We start from the raw sequence: 21,512 nt of genomic DNA on the forward strand, positions 1-21,512 counted from the left end.
CATCCTCGGGACAAGCTCGAGGATGACGTCCGATTGTCGAGGGGATGGCGCGGCATCGGTATGATCGCTTGGTGCCGTCGGTGTTCTCAAAGGTGAGCCGGTTAACAGCCGGCGAACCGGCGGGCGCCTTGATGACGCTCTCCATTAAATCCTCTCGCCGCTTGACTTGTGTCAAGGCTGCAAGCCGCTCTCTCGCGTAGAAAGTCCCGGAAACCGGTTATTCCGCTTTCAGTGCGGGAAATACCAGGTACGAATTATGAACGTGATGGTGGCTGGCTTCTTCGGTTTTATCGTACTACGGTTGAAATCTGAAGGGTTCATGGGGAAGACGGATGTCTAAAAAGGGCTTGCTCATTGGTCTGGCGGTTGTGGTTCTGGCCGTGGCTGCCTATTTCGCCTGGTCGAAGCTGACGGCCGAGGGCCTGCCTTCGGGTTTCGTGGCCAGTAACGGCCGCATCGAGGCCGTCGAGATCGATATCTCCACCAAGACCGCCGGCCGCCTTCAGGATATTATGGTCCGTGAGGGTGATTTCGTGAAGGCCGGACAGGTTCTGGCGCAGATGGATACGGCCCAGCTGGAGGCGAGGAAACGCCAGGCGGAAGCACAGCTTCGCCGTGCGAAAATAGCAATCGACACGGCCCACAGTCTTGTCGCCCAGCGTGAAGCGGAAAAGACGTCGGCGCTTGCGGTGGTGGAACAGCGCAAGGCCCAGCTCGATTCCGCCTCCAAGACCAATGCACGCTCGAAACAATTGCTGACGGGCAATGCGGTCTCGCAGCAGATCGTTGATGACAGCGAGGCCGCCGAGCAGTCCGCCCGCGCAACGCTCGCCTCTGCGCAGGCCTCGCTTGCGGCTTCCGACGCCGCGATCAACGCCGCCAAGGCGCAGATCGTCGACGCCGAAGCGGCGGTAGACGCCGCACAGGCTGACATCGAGAGCATCGAGACTGACATAGCCGATGCGACGCTGAAATCGCCCCGCGACGGTCGCGTGCAATATCGCATCGCCCAGCCCGGAGAAGTGCTTTCCGCCGGTGGACGGGTTCTGAACCTCGTCGATCTCGGCGACGTCTATATGACGTTTTTCCTGCCAACGGCCGAGGCTGGCCGCACGTCCATGGGGTCTGATGTTCGACTGATACTGGATGCCGCCCCCCAATACACCATTCCGGCAAAAGTGTCCTTCGTCGCGGATGTCGCGCAGTTCACGCCGAAAACAGTGGAGACCGAAGAGGAACGCCAGAAGCTGACATTCCGGGTAAGGGCGCAAATCCCCCAGGCACTTCTGCAGAAATATATTCAATATGTGAAAACCGGGCTGCCCGGCATGGCCTATGTCCGGCTTGATCCGGAGGCCGTCTGGCCGGAGAATCTCGAACGCAATCTCGTCAAGTGAGGGTGGCCGCTATGGTCGCGCCTCCCGAAACGAATGACAGAAACGCACCCGTTGCGCAATTGACCGATGTGCGGTTGACCTTCGGAAGCACGGTTGCGCTGGACGACATATCGGTCGAGATACCCGCCGGGCTGATGATAGGGCTCATCGGGCCTGACGGCGTCGGCAAATCGAGCCTGTTGTCGCTGGTTTCGGGCGCACGCGCCATCCAGAAGGGCAAGGTGGAGGTTCTGGGTGGCGACATGTCCGATCCGCGCCACCGCGAGGATACCTGCCCGCGTATCGCCTATATGCCGCAGGGCCTTGGCAAGAACCTCTATCCCACCCTGTCGGTCTTTGAAAACATCGACTTTTTTGGCCGGCTGTTCGGACAGGACGGAAGGGAACGGCAGGCGCGTATCGCCGAATTGCTCAAGAGTACCGGCCTCGAACCTTTTGCCGATCGTCCCGCGATGAAGCTCTCCGGCGGCATGAAACAGAAGCTGGGGCTCTGCTGCGCGCTCATCCACGACCCGGACCTGCTGATCCTGGACGAGCCGACGACAGGCGTTGATCCTTTATCGCGGCGGCAGTTCTGGGAACTGATCGACTCTATCCGTGCCGGGCGTCCGGGCATGAGCGTCATCGTCGCAACGGCCTATATGGAGGAGGCCGCCGGTTTCGACTGGCTGGTTGCCATGGATGGCGGCAAGATTCTTGCCACCGGCTCGCCCGCCGAACTTCTCGACCGCACCGCGGCACCCAATCTCGACGCCGCCTTCATCGCGCTTCTTCCCGAAGAAAAGCGCAAGGATTACCACGAAGTCCATATCGCGCCACGAAAGCCGACCGCTGAGGGTGATTATGCCATCGAGGCATCGCACCTTAGCATGCGTTTCGGCGATTTCACCGCCGTCGACAATGTCAGCTTCAAGATTCCTCGCGGCGAGATTTTTGGCTTTCTCGGCTCCAATGGCTGCGGAAAATCCACCACCATGAAGATGCTGACGGGCCTTCTGGCCGCCAGCGAAGGAGAGGCGAAGCTCTTCGGACACAAGGTGGATGCGAGCGACATGGCGATCCGCCACCGCGTCGGTTACATGAGCCAGGCCTTCTCGCTCTATTCCGAACTGACGGTGCGGCAGAACCTTGATCTGCACGCCCGCCTGTTCAAGCTGCCTGAAGAGGCAATTCAACCGCGTATCGCCGAAATGGCGGAGCGTTTCGATCTTGGCGCGGTCATGGACACGCTGCCAGACGACCTGCCGCTTGGCATCCGGCAGAGGCTGTCGCTGGCGGTGGCGATGATCCATTCGCCCGATATTCTCATCCTAGATGAGCCGACCTCTGGTGTCGACCCGGTGGCGCGTGACGGCTTCTGGCAAATCCTCGCCGATCTCTCGCGCAACGATAATGTCACCATCTTCATCTCCACCCATTTCATGAACGAGGCGGAGCGCTGCGACCGGATTTCGCTGATGCATGCCGGCAAGGTGTTGATCAGCGATACGCCCGATGCGATCACCAGGAGCCGTAATGCCGCAACACTTGAAGAGGCTTTCGTCGCCTATCTGGAAGATGCTTCCGGGGTTACGAGGGACGCGCCTGCGACAGCATCTGTGGCAGCAGCGGACGTGCCGGTGACGCAACATGCGGCGCCCTCCCGCAAGAGATTTTTCGATTTCAGGCGCATGTTCAGCTATACGCGCCGCGAGGCACTGGAACTGCAGCGCGATCCCATTCGCGGCACGCTGGCCGTGCTCGGCAGCGTCATCCTGATGTTCGTCATCGGATACGGCATCAATCTCGATGTCGAGGACCTGACTTTCGCGGTGCTGGATCGCGACGATTCCACTATCAGCCGCGATTACGTGCTCGACATTGCCGGCTCCCGTTATTTCATCGAGAAGGAACCTATCCGGGACTATGCCGATATGGACCGGCGCATGCGTGATGGCGAACTGAGCCTTGCCATAGAAATTCCTCCTGGCTTTGGCCGCGATGTCTTGCGCGGCAAGACTGTGGAGGTAGGGGCCTGGATAGACGGCGCCATGCCGCAGCGGGCGGAGACCGTTCGCGGTTACGTGCAGGGCATGCATCAGACATGGCTGGCGCGGAAGGCCGCCGAGATTTACGGCAGCGCGGCCACGCAAAGCGGCTTCAGCATCGAAACGCGCTATCGTTACAATCCCGACGTCAAGAGCCTTGTCGCCATGGTGCCGGCGGTCATTCCGCTGCTTCTCATGCTCATCCCCGCAATGCTGGCGGCCCTCAGCGTCGTCAGGGAAAAAGAGCTCGGTTCGATCGTCAATCTATACGTGACGCCGACCACGCGGCTGGAATTCCTGATCGGCAAGCAGCTTCCCTATGTCGCCCTTGGCATGCTCAATTTCGTGCTTCTGACGGCATTTGCGGTCTTCATCTTTCAGGTGCCGTTCACCGGAAGTTATCTCGCTTATGCGACGGGCGCGCTGCTCTATGTCATCATCGCCACATCCATCGGCCTCCTCATGTCTTCCTTCATGAAGAGCCAGATTGCGGCAATCTTCGGCACGGCTCTTCTGACGCTCATTCCGGCGACGCAATATTCGGGCATGATCGATCCCGTCTCGTCGCTGCAAGGGGCGGGCGCCTTTATCGGCAACGTCTATCCTGCCACCTATTTCATGACCATTTCACGCGGAACTTTCTCCAAGGGCCTGGATTTCGCCGGACTTTCCGGCTCGTTTCTACCGCTTCTCATTGCCATTCCACTGCTCCTCATTGCCGGCGCTGCACTTTTGAGAAAGCAGGCGTCATGAGGCTTTTTTCGTCCAACATCTTCCAGCTCGGCATAAAGGAACTGCGCGGTCTCGCGCGAGACGGAATGCTGATGCTGCTTATCGTCTATGCCTTCACGCTGCAGATCTATACCGGTTCCAGCGCGCTGCCGGAGACGCTGAACAACGCGGCCATCGCCATTGTCGATGAGGATCAGTCGCCGCTTTCCAGCCGCATCAGCACGGCGTTTTATCCGCCCTATTTCTCCCCGCCGAAGCAGATTTCCATCGCTGAAATGGACAAGCGCATGGATGCGGGCCTCGATACCTTCGCGCTCAACATTCCACCGGATTTCCAGCGCCGGCTGATGGCCGGACAGCAGCCGGCCATCCAGCTCAATATCGACGCCACCCGCATGAGCCAGGCTTTCAGCGGTGGTGGTTACGTGCAGAGCATCGTGACGAGCGAAGTACAGGAGTATGTCGACCGCTATCGCGGCGCGACCTCGGTGCCGGTTGACCTCACGCTACGTTCCCGCTTCAATCCGGAACTGGACAAGTCCTGGTTCGGCTCGATCAACAACATCATCACCGCCATTACCATGCTATCCATCGTGCTGACGGGCGCGGCGCTCATTCGCGAGCGAGAACACGGAACGGTCGAGCATCTGCTGGTCATGCCAGTGACGCCTCTGGAAATCATGCTCAGCAAGGTGTGGTCCATGGGGCTGGTCGTGCTGGTGGCCTCTGCATTTTCGCTGTTCGTGGTGGTGAGGGGCCTGCTTGCCATTCCCATCGAAGGCTCGCTTTCTCTTTTCCTGCTCGGAACGGCATTGCAACTCTTCGCCATGACTTCCATGGGAATTTTTCTCGCGACAGTCGCCGGGTCCATGCCGCAATTCGGCATGTTGCTGATCCTGTTTTTGTTGCCGTTGCAGGTGCTGTCCGGCGCCATGACGCCTCGCGAAAGCATGCCTGATATCATCCAGTACATCATGCTTCTTGCGCCAAACACCCATTTCATCATCCTGGCGCAATCGGTGCTTTTCAGAGGGGCGGGGCTGGATGTGGTCTGGCCGCAACTGCTGGCGCTGCTGGCCATCGGCTCGGCTCTTTTCGTTTTTGCGCTTCGCCGGTTCAGGCGTTTCCTGCGCTGACAGCATCGGGATCACGCGCATGTTTCAGCCGATTCCACGTAAGTTGAATTAATTGTGTTCGGTAACGGTATGTTCGCCTTGCGCGATTATGCCTATGAGGACGGCTGGGTAAAGCGGGCTTTGTTCAGGAGTAGCACGATGAATATTGCAGCACGTCTGTCGACGGCAGCCATGGTCGCACTGGCTACCACATCATCTTTCGCGTCGGAGGATATGACCTCTGAGACGAGTGAGGCGATATTCGGCTTCGCTGGCGCCATGACAAAAGAAGACATGCTGAAAAGCGCGGCGCTTATTCCCGTGGACTATGAAAGAAACGCTGTCATCGGCGGCGGCTATCAGTTCTATCCTTACCGTATCGGCAATATAAAACTGGGCGGTGAGGTCGGCATGGCCGTCAGGTTCGGCAAGGGCTTCACCGGCGAGGTGTGGGCGGGCCCGGTCGCGCGTTATGAACAGATCAGGCTTGGAGAGCGACTGTTCATCACCCCAAGTTTTACAGCAGGGCTCAGCCTTGTTACGGATGCGCAGCCCGGCCGCGAGCGCGAACAGGAAATCAAGGACGACGGCAACGCCAATGTCCTTTTTTATCTGGGGCCGGAAATCAACGTGTCTTTCAGCGAGGGTTCCTCGACGGAATTCTTCTGGCGCCTCCACCACCGTTCCGGTGGCGGCAAAACACTTGGCAACATGAAGGGCGCCACAAACGCCAACGTGTTCGGAGTCCGCTACAAGTTCTGAGCCGCCGCGACGTTATAAGGTCCTGTGAACTGTCTGAATTTCAGCCACGTTTCTGTTTCAACGCAAACCGGCGCCGGCAACCCTTGCGTCTGACGCATGGGTGGATTGCCTTATTCTGCCTGTTAATTCCCCATTGGAAAGCGCATATAGAGGTCATCGAAGGACGCCGGAACGAAAACGTTACTGACGTCACCTAAACCTCAGAAAGGGTAATGTCATGAACGTAGCACGCAGCTTCAACAATTGGCGCAAATATCGTCAGACCATCACCGAACTCGGCCGCATGAGCACCCGTGAACTGCACGATCTCGGTATCGATCGCAGCCAGATCACCAGTGTCGCTCGCGCCGCTGTTGGCAAGTAAATAGGGCGATACCGCCACATTCTGAATGCTTCAACGCCCGCTTTGCGGGCGTTTTTGTTTGGTTTGAAAATGAAGGCACTTCATTTGGGGTGTCTGACAGCGAGGCGGCGCTCTCACCGGATGTGCCGCATTCTTCTCGATTGCTGTCGAGGTTCCGTGCAGGTTGGGAAATCGGTAAAGGCCGGGTCCGCGATAAGCGGGTGGGTGCCCGGTATCTTCCTTCGTGACGGACGCCATGCGCTCAGCGCATATCTGTGCTGCAACCTTGTGCCTGTCAAATGCGCAGGGAAATGGTATGTTCCTCTCATCGAAACGGATGTACCTCCTCCCACATCCTGTTCGTAAAGCGGGTGATCCTACTCCTCCTCCCAAAGGATTGCGCCGGGGACAGCGGTTTTCCTCCTCCCATATCGCTGTTCATCTTTTCAGAAAGCCTGCCGCACCTCCTCCCGCGGCAGGCTTTTTTGTTTTTGACCGTTTTCCTTGTTGGTATATCTCAGTCGAATGCCATCATGCCGATGGGCGTCACGGCACGGGTGCCTGCGCGTCTGGCGAGTGCATAAGTGAGGCATTGTTCGACTGCATCCTGCGGAACGGGCTTGGCGATGACGCCGGCGCCGATGCCGAGATTAACCACGACCTCGGGGTTTGCGGTCATGAAGATGACCACCACACCGTGCTCTTCGGAAAGCCGTCGCCCGATTTCCGGCCCGGTTTGTCCATCGGCAAGATTGACGTCGACAAATGCAATATCGGCGCGGCGGCCAAGTGCCACGGCATCATCCAGCTTGTTGGCGATGCCGATGACGTCTGCCTCTTCATCCGCCTGAAGAATGGAATCCTCTATGTCCATGGCGATGAGGAACTCGTCTTCCACGATCAGTACCCGCGGCTGCTCCATGCGGAAGCCGGGTTCACTCTGCAAAACGTCTGCCAACATATGCCTGCCTCCATTGAGTACGCTACCAAGCACCGAACTGAAAAAATACGCCGCGGTTTGGGGTCGTCTGGTGCTTCGACAATATCTGGAGCGTCGGGACTGTTTGATCTCATCACCCGCCGCCTCAGCACGGTCGGCAAGCAAACACCCGGCGGGCCAACTCGTTCCAAAGTGAGATAAACATAGTGAATGGAGTGTAAACAACGTGCCTTTTGGGCTATCACCTCTTGATAGCGAAGCAGTTGATTCGGTTTGGTTTTCATCCGGGGGAAGGGTGGAGGAACGTCGCCGTAGCGCATCTCTCGCCACTGGAGCACCAGTCTTTTGGCCGCAATCGGTCCTTAAGGCTTACATGGAAATTCAAGACGTTACGGCCTCCTTCGCGCGCCAGGAAGGAAGAGCGGGAACGCCACCGATCAATCGCGTGCCGCGGTCAAAACCGGCGCGGGACCCTATGAATTTGGAAAGAGAATTAGACGATGACACAGTCTCCGCGCGCCACCATTGCCCGCAACACTCCCAACATCGCCGTCGTCGGAGTTGGTGGCGGTGGCGGAAACGCGATCAACAACATGATTGCCGAGGGTATTGGCGGCGTCGATTTCATCGCGGCCAATACGGATGCGCAGGCGCTGAAGAAGACCAATGCGCCACGGCTCGTGCAGCTCAGTTCAGAACTGACGGGCGGGCTTGGAGCGGGTGCTGATCCCGAGGTCGGCCGGCAGGCTGCGATCGATTCCCTCGACGAGATCATGGATCACCTGAGCGGCTATGATATGTGTTTCATCACCGCCGGCATGGGCGGCGGCACCGGGACGGGTGCGGCACCCGTTATTGCCGAAGCCTGCCGTGCAAAGAACATTCTCACAGTTGGTGTCGTCACGCTTCCTTTCAGCTTTGAGGGCGTGCGCCGCATGCGGGCTGCTGAGTACGGTTTTGCCAATCTGCTCAACACGGCCGATACCGTCATCGTCATTCCCAACCAGAACCTGCTGCGCATTGCCGATGCCGGCACCACCTTCGAAAATGCGCTCAAAACCGCCGACAAGGTACTGTCGCTCGGCGTGCGCTGCATCACCGATCTCATTTTGCGTGAAGGTCTGGTCAATCTCGATTTCGCCGATGTGCGATACGTCATGAAGAATGGCGGCCGGGCGCTCATGGGCACCGCACAGGCCAAGGGCGAAAAGCGTGCTTCGGAAGCAGCGGCAGCGGCCATTGCCAATCCGCTGCTCGGCGAGCCCTCGCTGAAGGAAGCCCGTGGCGCGCTGGTCTCCATTTCCGGCGGCAACGACCTGACGCTTTACGAGATTGATGAAGCGATGACGCTGGTACGTGAGGCTGTCAGCGAGGAAACCGATGTGGTGATGGGCGCTTCGTTCGACCCAACGCTGGACGGTGCTTTCAAGATTTCCGTCGTGGCCACCGGCCTGCGGAACTGATCTCCGACTAAGGCGTCGCGTCGTCGCTGGAAGCCGCTATCCGCCGCTTCGGCCGTGAAAGCGCGATGAAGACGTCTGCGCCACAAACCGAACGATCGAAAGCCGTCGCGGGCAATTTTCGCGACGGCTTTTTGTTGTTTTTGAACAATTATTCCGTCATGCAAGCCAGCGACCCGGTGACACGTCGTTGATAACGAAAAAATATAATAGTACTCTTTATGTCGACAAGAAGGATTTGATTATGACGGATATAATTGCTTCTGCCGAGCGCAAGCGCGGCTCCGGTGTGAAGATGGTCTACGATCTGCTGCGCGACGAGATTCTTGATCTCGTCCTGCCACCCGGCAGTCCCATCGATGAAGTGCAGCTTGCCGAACGGTTCAAGATGTCGCGAACGCCGATCCGTGAGGCGCTGGTACGGCTTTCGGGCGAGGGGCTGATCGATACGCTGCCGAACCGCTCTACCATGGTGTCGAACATCGATTTCCTCAACATGCACACCTATTTCGATGCGCTGGTCTTGATGTACCGGGTAACGACCCAGCTTGCCGCGCAATATCACCGTCCGGAAGATCTGGCTGGCATTCGCGCCCATAATGCGGAATTCGCCGTTGCGGTGGAGGAGCAGGATGCGCTGGCGATGATTTCCACCAACGCCGCCCTTCATCTTTCCATCGCGGAGGCCGGGCGCAACCCCTATTTCACCAGCCTGTTCAAGCGGCTGCTGGACGAGGGGCGGCGCATTCTCAGGCTTTATTACCAGTCCTATGACGATCGTCTGCCGAAGCGCTTTGTCGATGATCATGAAGAGATGATCGAGGCGATTGCCGCACGCGATATCGCTCTTTCCGAAAGACTGGCGCGGGAGCACGCTGAACAGATCGTTCGGCAGGTGCAGAAACTGCTGGTGCGAAACGAACGGCTGGAAATAAATCTGTAGCTTGTCGATTTCTTGTCGACAAATAAAATACAAGATAGTAATGTCCCTCTCGAAAGGGTGGCGCGGACGTGCGTCCATTCCCGAAAAACATGTCCCTTAGGAGCTAGTAATGACGGCCAGCATTTTTTCCGGCGTGATTCCCGCCTTGATGACCCCCTGTAAGGATGATCGCACCCCCGATTTCGATGCGCTTGTTCGCAAGGGCAAGGAACTGATCGCCGATGGCATGTCCGCCGTGGTCTATTGCGGCTCCATGGGCGACTGGCCGCTCCTGACGGACGAGCAGCGCATGGAAGGCGTGGAGCGTCTGGTGAAGGCCGGTGTTCCCGTCATCGTCGGCACCGGAGCGGTCAACACGGCGTCTGCCGTTGCCCATGCCGCCCACGCCCAGAAGGTTGGCGCCAAGGGCCTGATGGTCATTCCCCGCGTTCTGTCGCGCGGTTCGGTCATCGCCGCCCAGAAGGCTCACTTCAAGGCAATCCTCTCGGCTGCACCGGAAATCCCTGCCGTCATCTATAACAGCCCCTATTATGGTTTTGCGACCCGCGCCGATCTCTTCTTCGCGCTGCGCGCCGAGCACAAGAACCTCGTTGGTTTCAAGGAATTCGGCGGCCCGGCGGATATGCGTTATGCGGCTGAAAACATCACCAGCCGTGACGATGAAGTCACGCTGATGATCGGTGTCGACACCGCTGTCTTCCACGGCTTCGTCAATTGCGGCGCAACCGGCGCCATCACCGGCATTGGCAACGTGCTGCCGAAGGAAGTCATCCACCTCTGCAAGCTGTCGCAGGCTGCCGCCAAGGGTGACGCCGATGCCCGCGCACGCGCCTTGGAACTGGAACAGGCGCTGGCCGTTCTTTCGTCCTTCGACGAGGGCCCGGATCTGGTTCTCTATTTCAAGCACATGATGGTGCTGAAGGGCGACAAGGAATACACGCTGCACTTCAACGAAACAGATGCACTGACGGACAGCCAGCGGGGTTATGTCGAAGCACAGTTCAAGCTGTTCAAGAGCTGGTACGCCGACTGGAGCAAGCTGCCGGGCGCAGTGCAGGCCTGCAAGGCCGCCTGAGATATTGCTGCTGTGAAAAAAAGGCCCGCAACTGCGGGCCTTTTTTGCATGCGATGAGGTTTGATGTCTCTCCTCCGTCATGCCGGACTAGATCCGGCATCCAGCCGGGGCGCGTCTGCGTCATGAAAGGTCTCTTCCGCGGTCAAGGACTTGATCGCGTTGGACCCCGGATCTAGTCCGGGCTGACAGGGCGGGGATGCTATGCAGTCGCAAAAAAACGCTGGGTGACGTTGTCGTTATGAAGGCCCGCAATTGCGGGCCTTTTTTCCATTTCCCCATCCAAATGGTCAGGAAACCGCGTCCAGCCCCTTTTCCAGCAGCCGGTCGAGCCCGGCCATTTCGGCGGCGGTAAGCGTAATGCCTTCGCTTTCGGATTTAGCGCGGGCAGTGAAGCGGCGGCCCGAGGGCAGGCGGGCGCCCTGGCCGATAATGGCGTCGAACAGCACTTCCGCGCGCTGGAAGGGGTCGCCGGGGCGGCCCTTGGCAAAGGCTTCAGGTGAAAAAGCGACGATCAATTCGCCATGGGTGGGGGCAAGCGTGGTGGTGCCGAGAAATTCGAGCGCTTCGGGGCTAGTGAGATCGCCGATCATGATGCCGGCGAGAAGCTCGATCATGGTGCCGATGGCCGATCCCTTGTGGCCGCCAAATGGCAGCATGGAACCGGCAAGGGCCGCCTCTGGGTCGGTCGTCGGCTTGCCGTCGGCGTCCAGAGCCCAGCCTTCCGGCAGGGGCTTTCCGGCCCGCCGGTGTAGTTCGATTTCACCGCGGGCCGCAACCGACGTCGCGAAATCGAAGACATAAGGGGAGGTGTCCTTGCGCGGCCAACCGAAGGCGAAGGGGTTGGTACCAAGCAGAGGCTTGGTTCCGCCGGTGGGCGCGACGGTGGAATAGCTCGGGCACATGACCAGCCCGGCGAGACCGTTTTCGGTCAGCCCTTCGACTTCCGGCCAGAGCGCCGAGAAATGCGTGCAGTCATTGACGACGAGTGCTGCGATGCCCGAGCGTCTCGCCCGCTCCACCAGAACCGGCAGACCAAGTTCGAAGGCGGGGTTGGCAAAGCCGCCATGCGCATTGACCTTGACGACGGCCGAGCCGTCGTCTTCGGCCACTTCAGGTATCGCATCCGGATTCACCTTGCCGGCCTTGACGGTGCGGAGGGCGCCTTCGATACGGTAAATGCCGTGCGATTTGCAGGCATCGCGCTCACCGGCGGTGATGACGCGTGCCAATGCGCCCGACTGCACCTTATTGAGGCCCGCCTTGCTGAAAATCGCCTCGACCCGCGTCGAAAGCTCTTCAATGGTCAAGGTGGTGGTGTCGCTCATCATTATCCTCCGATGTCGGGCTCGCACATTTTGAATACATAAAGTATACAAAGGTGTGAGTATTGCAACGTGTCTTTTCGATGAAGCTCAGTCACAGCAGAAGGCCACCGTCTCAAACACGAAGATACCTCAAGCCCTCATTCCTGTGCTTGTCACAGGATTGCAGTCGACGCGCGTCTGCGCATCGGAAAGCCTCTCTCGGCCCAAAGATTTGGGCTGGCTAGATTCCTGTGACAAGCAACGGCATGAAGGAGGCTGAATGTTTCGCCCACCTTGTTCGCTCCCCCGCGCCGGCTCGCGTAATCATCCGCGACACCTCATCAGTTCGCAGATGCAAAAAATTCTTTTTGTATACTCATTGTATTTTTCTATTGATTTCTCAGCCCCACGGGGAAATAGTGACCGCGCCTTCAAGGGCAGACCAATTCTGGGAGCAAATCAAGAATGAAAAAATCGGTCATTTTCGCCGGCCTGCTGGCCGCCACTTCCGCTATCACCCCGGCCAAGGCCGACAAGCTTGACGACATCATCTCGTCTGGCACGCTGCGTTGCGCGGTTGTGCTCGACTTCCCGCCCATGGGCGCGCGTGATGACGCCAACAATCCTATCGGTTTCGATGTCGATTATTGCAACGACCTCGCCAAGGCGCTCGGCGTTACGGCTGAAATCGTCGAGACGCCGTTCCCCGAGCGTATTCCGGCACTGATGTCCGGCCGCGTCGACGTCGGTGTCGCTTCGACCTCCGATACGCTGGAGCGCGCCAAAACGGTTGGCATGACCGTGCCTTACTTTGCCTTCGAAATGGCCGTTACCGCCAACGACAAGTCCGGCGTCAAGTCCTTCGAGGACATGAAGGGCAAGACGGTCGGCGCAACCGCCGGCACGTTCGAAGCCATTGCGCTTGAAAAGTCGGTCAAGGAGTGGGGCGTCGGCGAATTCCGTCCTTACCAGACCCAGGCTGATGTGTTCCTTGCCCTGAGCCAGGGGCAGATCGATGCCACCGTTTCCACGTCGACCGTTGCGCAGTCCAACGTCAAGAGCGGCAAGTTCGCCGGTATCTCGGTGGTCGGCAAGGCGCCTTACGACATCGATTACGTCGCGCTCTTCACCAACCGGGATGAATACGGCTTCATCAACTACCTGAACCTCTTCATCAATCAGCAGGTTCGCACCGGCCGCTACGCCGAGCTCTACAAAAAATGGGTTGGCGGGGAAGTGCCTTCGCTCACCGTCAACGGCGTTTATCGCTGATCAGGACTTTTCGGAAACGGCGCGGTCGAATGATCGCGCCGTCGATCGTTTCTGAAAGGTGAGACGGTTATGTTCAACTACACATTTCACTGGAATCAGGCGCTGAAGGCTTTGCCGCAGCTTCTGGACGGTGCGGTGGTGACGCTGCAGATCGCCATCCTGTCGATGGTCATCGGCGTGTCCTGCGCCATCGTGCTGACGTTGTTCCGGCTTTCGGGCAACCGTATCCTCGGCGCCTTCGCCTCGGTCTGGGTGGAAATAGCCCGCAATACGCCGGCGCTGTTCCAGATCTACATGGCCCATTTCGGGCTCGGCAATTTCGGCATTCATCTGAGCCCCTATACCGCGCTTCTGGTTGGCATCGCCTTCAATAATGCCGGTTATCTCGCGGAAAATTTCCGTGGCGCGCTGAAGGCCATTCCGGATACGCAGACGCGTTCGGGCCGCTCGCTCGGCATGACCTCGATGCAGACCTTCAGGCTGATCATCCTGCCGCAGATGCTGCGGGTTGCTTTCCTGCCTGCCACGAACCAGATGGTCTGGGCAATCCTCATGACCTCGCTCGGCGTCACGGTCGGCATGAACACGGATCTCGCCGGTGTCACGCAGGCCTTGAACGCACGTTCGTTCCGCACCTTCGAATTTTTCGCGCTCGCCGCGGTCATCTATTACGTGATCGCCAAGATCGTCACGCTCGCCGCCAGATTGCTGGCCGCGCGTCTGTTCCGTTACTGAGAGAGGTGAGCCATGTTTGAAACCGCTCTCACCTGGAGTGATCTCGCCTTCCTGGCCAAGGGTGCCGGCATGACGCTTGCCGTCACCGCCGTCGCCGTCACGGCAGGCACCATCATGGGGATCATCTTCGGCGTCCTCCGCTTCCAGCTCGGGCCTTACTGGGCCCTGCCGCTCACCTTCGTTCTGGATGTCTTCCGTTCCGTGCCGCTGCTTATCCAGCTGGTTCTCGGCAATGCCTTCCAGTCGATAGCAAAGCTCGGCTGGCCACCCTTTACGACCTCCTGCGTGGTTCTGTCGCTTTATACCGCGGCCTATTGCACGGAAATCGTGCGTGGCGGCATCGAAGCGGTGCCCTCGAACACCCGCCGCGCCTGCCGGTCGCTCGGTATGACCTGGTCGCAGGACATGCGGTACATTGTTCTGCCGCTTGCCACGCGCGTTTCGCTGCCTGCCTGGATCGGCCTGACGCTGGGTGTCATGAAGGATTCAGCGCTCGTCCTTTGGCTCGGGCTCATTGAGCTTCTGCGTGCCTCGCAGATTCTCGTGACCCGCCTGCAGGAACCGCTGACCATCCTGATGATCTGCGGCGCCATCTACTTCCTTATCAGCTTCCCCATCGCCCGTTTTGGCGGGTATCTCGAAAGACGGTGGTCCCCCAATGATTGAGATCGAAAACGTCCGCAAATCCTTCGGCCCGCTGGAGGTTCTGAAAGGGATCAACCTCACCGTCAACAAGGGCGAGGTCGTCACCATCATCGGCGGCTCCGGTTCCGGCAAGTCGACGCTGCTCACCTGCATCAACGGCCTCGAGCCGATCGACAGCGGCAAGATCGTCATCGATGGCACCGAGGTGCATGCAAAGTCGACCGACCTCAACAAGCTGCGCCGCAAGGTCGGAATCGTCTTCCAGCAGTGGAACGCCTTTCCGCATCTGACGGTGCTTGAAAACGTCATGCTGGCGCCGCGCAAGGTGCTCGGTATTTCGAAAGAGAAGGCCGAAGAAATTGCGGTCAAGCAATTGACCCACGTCGGCCTTGCCGAAAAGCTGAAGGTCTATCCGAACCGCATGTCAGGTGGCCAGCAGCAGCGCATGGCGATCGCCCGCGCACTTGCGATGTCGCCGGAATACATGCTGTTCGATGAAGTTACCTCGGCGCTTGATCCGATGCTGGTCGGCGAGGTGCTCGACACGCTGAAGATGCTGGCGGATGAGGGCATGACGATGATCTGCGTCACGCACGAAATGGCTTTCGCCCGTGACGTCTCGAACCGCGTGGCCTTCTTCCATCAGGGCGTGATGGCCGAGATCGGCACGCCAGATCAGTTGTTCGGCGCACCACAGCATCCCGAGACGCAGAAGTTCCTGGCGAGCGTTCGGTAATGCCTGCAAATGATGTCATCGTCATCGGGGCCGGCGTTGTCGGCCTCTCGGCGGCAATCGCGGCGCAGGGCCGCGGTCTTTCGGTCACGGTGATCGACCGTGAGGGACCGGCGGCGGGCGCTTCTGCCGGCAACGCCGGCGCCTTCGCCTTCACCGATATCCTGCCGCTCGCGTCGCCCGGCATTCTCTGGAAGGCGCCGAAGTGGCTGCTCGATCCGCTTGGGCCGCTCAGCGTGCCGCCGGCCTATGCGCTGACGATCGCGCCTTGGATGTTCCGGTTCTGGCGGGCCTGCGCCGCCTCGAAGGTGGAGCACTCAACTGCAGCGCAGACGGCACTGATGGACCTTTCCAGGGCCGAACTGGAGCCGTTCCTCAGAAAGACCGACACCATTGCCATGCTGCGCAAGGAAGGCAACCTCCAGGTCTATGAAAGCGATGCGGAATTCGAAGCGTCACTCGGCGGCTGGAAGGCGCGTGAGCGCCACGGTATCGAGTTCCGGCATCTGAACGCAGAGCAGATGGCCGAGATACAGCCCGGCATCGCACCGCGCTTCATCTGCGGCACGTTCACGCCTGGCTGGTATTCCATTGCCGATCCCAGGCTTTACACGCTGGCGCTGGCCGACCATTTTCGCACCATGGGCGGGCGTATCGAATGCCTCGATATCGCCTCGCTCCGGCCGTTGGAGGATGGGGTCGAGGTGATTAGCCATGACGGCCGCACGCGCAAGGCAGGCCGGGTGGTACTGGCGGCAGGCGCCTTTTCGCACCGCATTGCCCGTTCGCTCGGGGAAAAAATTCCGCTGGAAACGGAACGGGGCTATAATACAACCCTGCCTTCAGGCGCATTCGATCTGCGGACGCAGGTGACCTTCGGCGGCCATGGTTTCGTCGTTACCCGGCTTTCCTCCGGCATCCGCGTCGGCGGTGCGGTCGAGTTGGGCGGGCTGGAGCTTCCGGCCAATTTTGCCCGATCCGAAGCGCTGCTGGCCAAGGCGAAAGCCTTCCTGCCGGGCCTGAAAACCGAAGGCGGCAAGCAGTGGATGGGCTTTCGCCCCTCGCTGCCGGACAGCCTGCCGGCCATTGGGCATGCGCGACACACGGCGCGGGTGGTCTACGCCTTTGGCCACGGACATCTGGGACTGACGCAATCTGCGGGTACGGCGCGCATCGTCGCCGACATTCTGACGGGGCAAAAACCCGCCATCGACACGAGCGCTTTTTCGCCGCAACGTTTCTAGAGGATTTCGGCTTTTCCCCGAAACGCAAAAATTCTCTAGCACTTTTTCACGCATTTACCGGGGCGCAAAGCGCGACGCGCTTTTACTGGAAATGCCTTAGGGAGATTTTCGATGTCTTCTGCCGTTCCGCAAGCCCGCAGCATTCTTACCGGTGCGGCCGAAGGCCCCGTGATCGCCACGACGGAAGCGCTGAGTTTCTGGGGCGGTGTCGATCCCGCCACCGGCAGGGTGATCGACGTGCATCACCCGCTGCACGGCGTCAGTCTAACCGGCGGCGTGCTCTTCATGCCGACCAGCCGGGGCTCGTGCACCGGGTCTGGCGTTCTGCTCGACCTTATTCTAACGGGCCGGGCGCCATCCGCTCTCGTTTTCTGCGAGGCGGAGGATGTGCTGACCTTGGGCGCACTTGTCGCGGCGGAAATGTTCGAGCGGGCGCTGCCGGTCGTCCGTCTCGACCCCGAAAATTTTGCCCGCTTTTCCCGCGCGGCCCATGTTCGCATCGATGAAAACAGCATCGAGGCCGATGGCCTTTCGCTTGCCATAGCGCATCCCGCGACTGCCCGTCTCGATCTCACGGGTGACGACCGCGCGATGCTGGAAGGGCGCGACGGCATCGCCGTGCGCCAGGCCATGCGCATCATCGTCGCCATGGCAGCCCAGCAGGGCGCTTCCGCGCTCGTCAATGTCACACAGGGCCATATTGACGGCTGCATCTATGCCAGCCCCGCCAATCTCACCTTCGCGGAAAAAATGGCTGAGATGGGTGGCAGGGTCCGGGTGCCGACGACCATGAACGCCATTTCGGTGGACAAGGCCAACTGGCGGGCACAGGGCGTGCCGGATGATTTCGGCGATCCGGCGGCCAGACTGGCGGATGCTTATGTGCGCATGGGCTGTCGGCCCACCTTCACCTGTTCGCCTTACCTGCTCGACAGCGCGCCGGGCTCGGGTGAATCGATTGCCTGGGCGGAATCGAACGCGGTAATTTTTGCCAATACGGTGCTTGGTGCACGCACTGCCAAACATCCCGATTTCCTCGATCTATGTATCGCGATGACGGGCAGGGCGCCGCTTTCGGGTGTTTACCTGGAGGGAAATCGCCGGCCCCAGCGCATCGTGGACGTGGTGCTGCCGCAAGGGATAGACGATGCGTTCTGGCCGCTCGTCGGTTATCTCGCCGGCAAGGCGGCCCCCGATTGCATACCGCTGCTGCGCGGACTTGGGGCTGCGAAACCATCGCGGGATGATTTGAAAGCGCTCTGCGCTGCCTTCGGCACCACCTCCGCAGCGCCCATGCTACATATCGAGGGCGTTACGCCGGAAGCCGGCATTGCGCCTCTGGAAACGGCCGACACGGTCAGCATTTCGCTTGCCGATATGGCGGCCGGGTGGTCGCTGCTGAACGAGGGACCGGAGGAGGTGCAACTGGTCGCCATCGGTAGTCCCCACGCGTCGCTGGAGGAGTGCCGCGCCCTTGCGGCAGTTTTCGACGGTCGCAGGCGCCGTGCGGATGTCGCCGTCATCGTCACAGCCGGCCAGCAGGTCATCGATGCAGCTGCGCAGGACGGCACGCTGCAGAAATTGAAGGACTGTGGCGTACAGGTGCTGCCTGATCTCTGCTGGTGTTCAATTTCCGAGCCGGTCTTCCCGACGAAGACGCGCGCCTTGATGACCAATTCCGGCAAATACGCCCATTACGGACCCGGCCTCAGCGGCCGCGCGGTGCGCTTCGGCAGCCTTGCCGATTGCGTCGAGAGCGCGTTGACCGGCCGTGCCGCTTCCCGTCTTCCCGCCTGGCTTTCCTGAGGAGAATTCAATGCGCAGTATCAAGACCGTTCATGTCATTTCCGCCCATGCGGAAGGCGAGGTGGGGGATGTGATTGTCGGTGGCGTCAAGCCGCCACCAGGCGAAACGATCTGGGAACAGAGCCGTTTCATCGCCCGTGACGAGACGCTGCGCAACTTCGTGCTGAATGAGCCGCGCGGCGGCGTATTCCGCCACGTCAATCTGCTGGTTCCGCCGAAACATCCTGATGCGGATGCCGCCTTCATCATCATGGAGCCGGAGGATACGCCGCCCATGTCCGGGTCTAACTCCATCTGCGTGTCCACCGTCCTTCTCGATGGCGGTATCGTGCCGATGCAGGAGCCGGAAACCCATATGCTGCTGGAAGCTCCCGGCGGGCTGGTGAAGGTGCGTGCCGAATGCCGCAACGGCAAGGCCGAGCGTATTTTCGTGCAGAACCTGCCAAGCTTCGCCGCGAAGCTTGATGCCGAACTCCAGGTCGAAGGCCTTGGAAAGCTCAAAGTGGATACGGCCTACGGCGGCGACAGTTTCGTCATCGTCGATGCCGAAGCAATGGGTTTCAGCCTGAAACCGGAAGAGGCGCACGAGATTGCCCGCCTCGGCGTGCGCATCACCAACGCCGCCAACAAGGCGCTGGGTTTCGATCATCCCGAAAACCCGGACTGGCGGCATTTTTCCTTCTGCCTGTTCGCCGGCAAGGTGGAACGCACGGCCGAAGGCCTGCGGGCAGGGGCGGCCGTCGCCATCCAGCCGGGCAAGGTGGACCGCTCCCCCACCGGCACGGCGCTTTCGGCCCGTATGGCCGTGCTGCATGCACGCGGCGAAATGAAGGAAGGGGAAACGCTGACGGCGGTGTCGCTGATCGGCTCTACCTTCACGGGCCGTATCCTCGGAACCACAACAGTCGGCGACCGACCGGCCATCCTGCCGGAAATATCCGGCCGCGGCTGGATCACCGGAATACACCAGCACATGCTCGATCCGTCGGATCCATGGCCGGAAGGGTATCGTCTGACGGATACCTGGGGTGCGAGGTAAGAGCGTTACAGGTCACTCGGGTGGAATGGTGAGTACGCCACAGCGGTGCGGCATATTTCTTCTCCCCGCCGGGTAGAAGGTGGCCCGAAGGGTCGGATGAGGGGGTAAATCCGCGAGAGACGGAGAGCTTGCCCCCTCATCCCGCTGCCGCGGACTTCTCCCCGGCGGGGAGAAGAAAGAAGCGGTACCCGCTCGTTCCAACAGGGCTAAAGCTTCACCGACCCAACCGCTTCGTCGTCTCCCGCACGATCAGCTCGAAGCCAACATCCACCCGCGCACCCTCGGGAACAGCGGCATCCTTTTCTGCCTCCAATATCGAAAGCAGCAGTTCGCCGGCCTTGCGGCCGATCATCTGCGCATCGACCCGGATAGTCGAAATCGCGGGATAACATTGCCGGCCGATATCGAAATCTCCGAAGCCGAGAATGGAAATCTGATCTGGTACATGAATGCCGCGGCGATGACATTCCATAAGCGCACCGACGGCGGAAATATCCGACACGGCGAAGATGGCTTCGACATCGGGCGCCTTGGCCAACAGGGAGCCCAGCGTTTTCGCGCCGTGATCGTATGAGACCGGCGCGCTGCCCTCGCGGATGATGAGATCATCGGCGATGCCGGCTTCGCGCAGCGCCGCCCCGAAACCGAGCAGGCGGCTTTCGCCGCGCCAGTCCTTAACGTCGCCATCGGCTCGGGAGCCAAGTGCGCCTATGCGCGTGAATCCAAGCGATATCAGGTGTTTGGCGGCGGTTCTTCCCACTTCGTAATTGGAGAAACCGACAGCGTGGTCGATCGGATGTTCGGGTACGTCCCAGATTTCAACGATCGGGATACCGGCGCGCATCAACACTTCGCTTGCCATCTTGGTATGAACCGTGCCGGCGACGACAATCGCGTCGGGACGGCGCTCCATCATGGTGCGGATGACGCGCTCTTCTTCCTGCAGGTCGTACATGGTGTAACCGATCAGCAATTGGTAATCGGCGGCGCGTAGCGCATTGGCCAGGCCTTGAGCGCTGTCGGCGAAGTTTGAGTTGGTGAGTGTCGGCAGGATGGCGGTGATGAAATTGGTGCGGCGAGAAGAAAGCGAACCGGCGATTCGGTCAGGCACATAACCAAGCTTCTCAATGGCCTTCATCACCCTCTGGCGCGTCTCCTCGGACACCAGAGCGGGATCGGCCAGCACCCGCGAGACGGTCATCTTGGAGACGCCCGCAAGTTTTGAGACGTCGCTCATGGTTGCTTTTTTTGACGTGACTAACGCTGCGGCCAAAGGCGTGCGCTCCACCAAAGCATGTCTCCCCAGTTACAATCCGGCTGAATGAAGACCGGTTCACGACAAGACATACACGAAGATACCAAGGGAAAGCACGCCGTATGATTGCAGATCAATGCGACGTGCACCGGATTTATGCGACGCGGCTATAGACCAGATGGTAGAAACGCCCGTCACACATGCTCATCATCTCATCCGTCAGTACCCGGCCTTCCAGCCGGACCGGCGAGACCAGCGCTTCCTCCACGGCCTCCATCGACGGATAGTCGATTTCCTGCACCATGATGATCTGGGCCGCGTCCGGGTCCGTGCGCTCCGTACGCATCACTCGCACCGCCTGCGCATTCGGCATGCGCTTCCAGACAGGCAGTAATTTTTCCTCGACGATGCGAAAAAACTCCTCCTCCCGGCCTGCGTGAATCCTGCCTTCGAAAATTGCCGAGCGTGTGTACATGTTTCCTCCCGAAATGAATGCCGACCGAAACAGTTCTGTAGATCGGACTTGCAATGATACCGATAACATGCATTATTGATCCTGCCAAGAACGTGAAGCGGCGTCGAAGAGAGGAAAATCGACAATCATAATAACCTATTGAATTTCATGAGAAATTCATCTGGTTTTGTGTTTTCACAGTTTCTTGGGAGGAGTTTTCAGTCAAGCGCC

19 protein-coding genes are annotated in these 21,512 nt (G+C 59.6%); 15 read left to right on the forward strand and 4 right to left on the reverse strand.

Going from position 1 to position 21,512, the window contains the following annotated elements:
• Positions 1 to 332 precede the first annotated feature (332 nt).
• From ACZ47E_RS18150 to ACZ47E_RS18170, 5 genes are all read left to right on the forward strand, one after another.
• Complete coding sequence (locus ACZ47E_RS18150) at positions 333 to 1,397, forward strand: HlyD family secretion protein (protein ID WP_112766413.1); 1,065 nt, start codon at positions 333 to 335, stop codon at positions 1,395 to 1,397.
• 11 nt (positions 1,398 to 1,408) lie between these two features.
• Entirely contained in the window at positions 1,409 to 4,177 is a 2,769-nt protein-coding gene (gene rbbA / locus ACZ47E_RS18155) for a ribosome-associated ATPase/putative transporter RbbA (RefSeq protein ID WP_464017109.1), read from the forward strand.
• Positions 4,174 to 5,292 carry an ABC transporter permease gene (locus tag ACZ47E_RS18160; protein WP_077987562.1) on the forward strand — a complete coding sequence of 373 codons (1,119 nt, stop codon included), beginning with the start codon at positions 4,174 to 4,176 and terminating at the stop codon, positions 5,290 to 5,292. The genes rbbA and ACZ47E_RS18160 overlap by 4 nt, the downstream gene beginning before the upstream one ends.
• Before the next feature lie 138 nt (positions 5,293 to 5,430).
• Positions 5,431 to 6,033 carry an acyloxyacyl hydrolase gene (locus ACZ47E_RS18165; RefSeq protein ID WP_162699387.1) on the forward strand — a complete coding sequence of 201 codons (603 nt, stop codon included), beginning with the start codon at positions 5,431 to 5,433 and terminating at the stop codon, positions 6,031 to 6,033.
• Positions 6,034 to 6,250: 217 nt separating this feature from the next.
• Complete coding sequence (locus ACZ47E_RS18170; RefSeq protein WP_004444643.1) at positions 6,251 to 6,397, forward strand: DUF1127 domain-containing protein; 147 nt, start codon at positions 6,251 to 6,253, stop codon at positions 6,395 to 6,397.
• 496 nt (positions 6,398 to 6,893) lie between these two features.
• Here ACZ47E_RS18170 and ACZ47E_RS18175 read toward each other — a convergent pair whose 3' ends face one another.
• Positions 6,894 to 7,337, reverse strand: coding sequence for a response regulator (locus tag ACZ47E_RS18175; RefSeq protein ID WP_006700295.1), 444 nt, complete (start codon positions 7,335 to 7,337; stop codon positions 6,894 to 6,896).
• Between the two features lie 479 nt (positions 7,338 to 7,816).
• Between ACZ47E_RS18175 and ftsZ the strand changes: the two genes are divergently transcribed.
• From ftsZ to ACZ47E_RS18190, 3 genes are all read left to right on the forward strand, one after another.
• Positions 7,817 to 8,779 (forward strand): cell division protein FtsZ, encoded by a 963-nt coding sequence (gene ftsZ / locus ACZ47E_RS18180; RefSeq protein WP_004444641.1) that lies wholly within the window; start codon positions 7,817 to 7,819, stop codon positions 8,777 to 8,779.
• A 241-nt stretch (positions 8,780 to 9,020) separates the two neighbouring features.
• On the forward strand, positions 9,021 to 9,719 hold the full coding sequence (locus tag ACZ47E_RS18185) for a GntR family transcriptional regulator (protein WP_004444640.1): 699 nt from the start codon (positions 9,021 to 9,023) through the stop codon (positions 9,717 to 9,719).
• A gap of 109 nt (positions 9,720 to 9,828) precedes the next feature.
• Positions 9,829 to 10,794 (forward strand): dihydrodipicolinate synthase family protein, encoded by a 966-nt coding sequence (locus tag ACZ47E_RS18190; RefSeq protein WP_108081321.1) that lies wholly within the window; start codon positions 9,829 to 9,831, stop codon positions 10,792 to 10,794.
• A gap of 287 nt (positions 10,795 to 11,081) precedes the next feature.
• Here the strand turns inward: ACZ47E_RS18190 and ACZ47E_RS18195 are convergent, their stop codons facing one another.
• Complete coding sequence (locus tag ACZ47E_RS18195) at positions 11,082 to 12,119, reverse strand: Ldh family oxidoreductase (RefSeq protein WP_037092545.1); 1,038 nt, start codon at positions 12,117 to 12,119, stop codon at positions 11,082 to 11,084.
• 444 nt (positions 12,120 to 12,563) lie between these two features.
• On the opposite strand from ACZ47E_RS18195, the gene ACZ47E_RS18200 reads away from it, so the two are divergent.
• From ACZ47E_RS18200 to ACZ47E_RS18230, 7 genes are all read left to right on the forward strand, one after another.
• Complete coding sequence (locus ACZ47E_RS18200; RefSeq protein WP_004444630.1) at positions 12,564 to 13,370, forward strand: ABC transporter substrate-binding protein; 807 nt, start codon at positions 12,564 to 12,566, stop codon at positions 13,368 to 13,370.
• A gap of 69 nt (positions 13,371 to 13,439) precedes the next feature.
• Positions 13,440 to 14,105, forward strand: coding sequence for an amino acid ABC transporter permease (locus tag ACZ47E_RS18205; protein WP_004444628.1), 666 nt, complete (start codon positions 13,440 to 13,442; stop codon positions 14,103 to 14,105).
• A 12-nt stretch (positions 14,106 to 14,117) separates the two neighbouring features.
• Complete coding sequence (locus tag ACZ47E_RS18210; RefSeq protein ID WP_006700301.1) at positions 14,118 to 14,771, forward strand: amino acid ABC transporter permease; 654 nt, start codon at positions 14,118 to 14,120, stop codon at positions 14,769 to 14,771.
• Positions 14,764 to 15,486: an amino acid ABC transporter ATP-binding protein gene (locus ACZ47E_RS18215; RefSeq protein WP_004444624.1), complete on the forward strand. Its 723-nt coding sequence runs from the start codon at positions 14,764 to 14,766 to the stop codon at positions 15,484 to 15,486. Before ACZ47E_RS18210 ends, ACZ47E_RS18215 begins: the two co-directional genes overlap by 8 nt.
• A complete protein-coding gene (locus tag ACZ47E_RS18220) occupies positions 15,486 to 16,727 on the forward strand; it encodes an NAD(P)/FAD-dependent oxidoreductase (protein ID WP_112766415.1) in 1,242 nt (413 codons plus the stop codon). Before ACZ47E_RS18215 ends, ACZ47E_RS18220 begins: the two co-directional genes overlap by 1 nt.
• 111 nt (positions 16,728 to 16,838) lie before the next feature.
• Positions 16,839 to 18,533, forward strand: a complete 1,695-nt coding sequence (gene lhpI, locus ACZ47E_RS18225) for a cis-3-hydroxy-L-proline dehydratase (protein ID WP_108081324.1) — start codon at positions 16,839 to 16,841, stop codon at positions 18,531 to 18,533.
• A gap of 10 nt (positions 18,534 to 18,543) precedes the next feature.
• Positions 18,544 to 19,572: a trans-3-hydroxy-L-proline dehydratase gene (locus ACZ47E_RS18230; protein ID WP_080823122.1), complete on the forward strand. Its 1,029-nt coding sequence runs from the start codon at positions 18,544 to 18,546 to the stop codon at positions 19,570 to 19,572.
• Positions 19,573 to 19,786: 214 nt separating this feature from the next.
• On the opposite strand, the gene ACZ47E_RS18235 is transcribed toward ACZ47E_RS18230, so the two are convergent.
• Both ACZ47E_RS18235 and ACZ47E_RS18240 read right to left on the reverse strand, forming a co-directional pair.
• Positions 19,787 to 20,809 (reverse strand): LacI family DNA-binding transcriptional regulator, encoded by a 1,023-nt coding sequence (locus ACZ47E_RS18235; protein WP_035209565.1) that lies wholly within the window; start codon positions 20,807 to 20,809, stop codon positions 19,787 to 19,789.
• A gap of 172 nt (positions 20,810 to 20,981) precedes the next feature.
• Positions 20,982 to 21,302: a hypothetical protein gene (locus tag ACZ47E_RS18240; protein ID WP_006700306.1), complete on the reverse strand. Its 321-nt coding sequence runs from the start codon at positions 21,300 to 21,302 to the stop codon at positions 20,982 to 20,984.
• Positions 21,303 to 21,512: the final 210 nt, after the last annotated feature.

It is taken from the genome of Agrobacterium sp. 5Ca39, assembly GCF_055382365.1.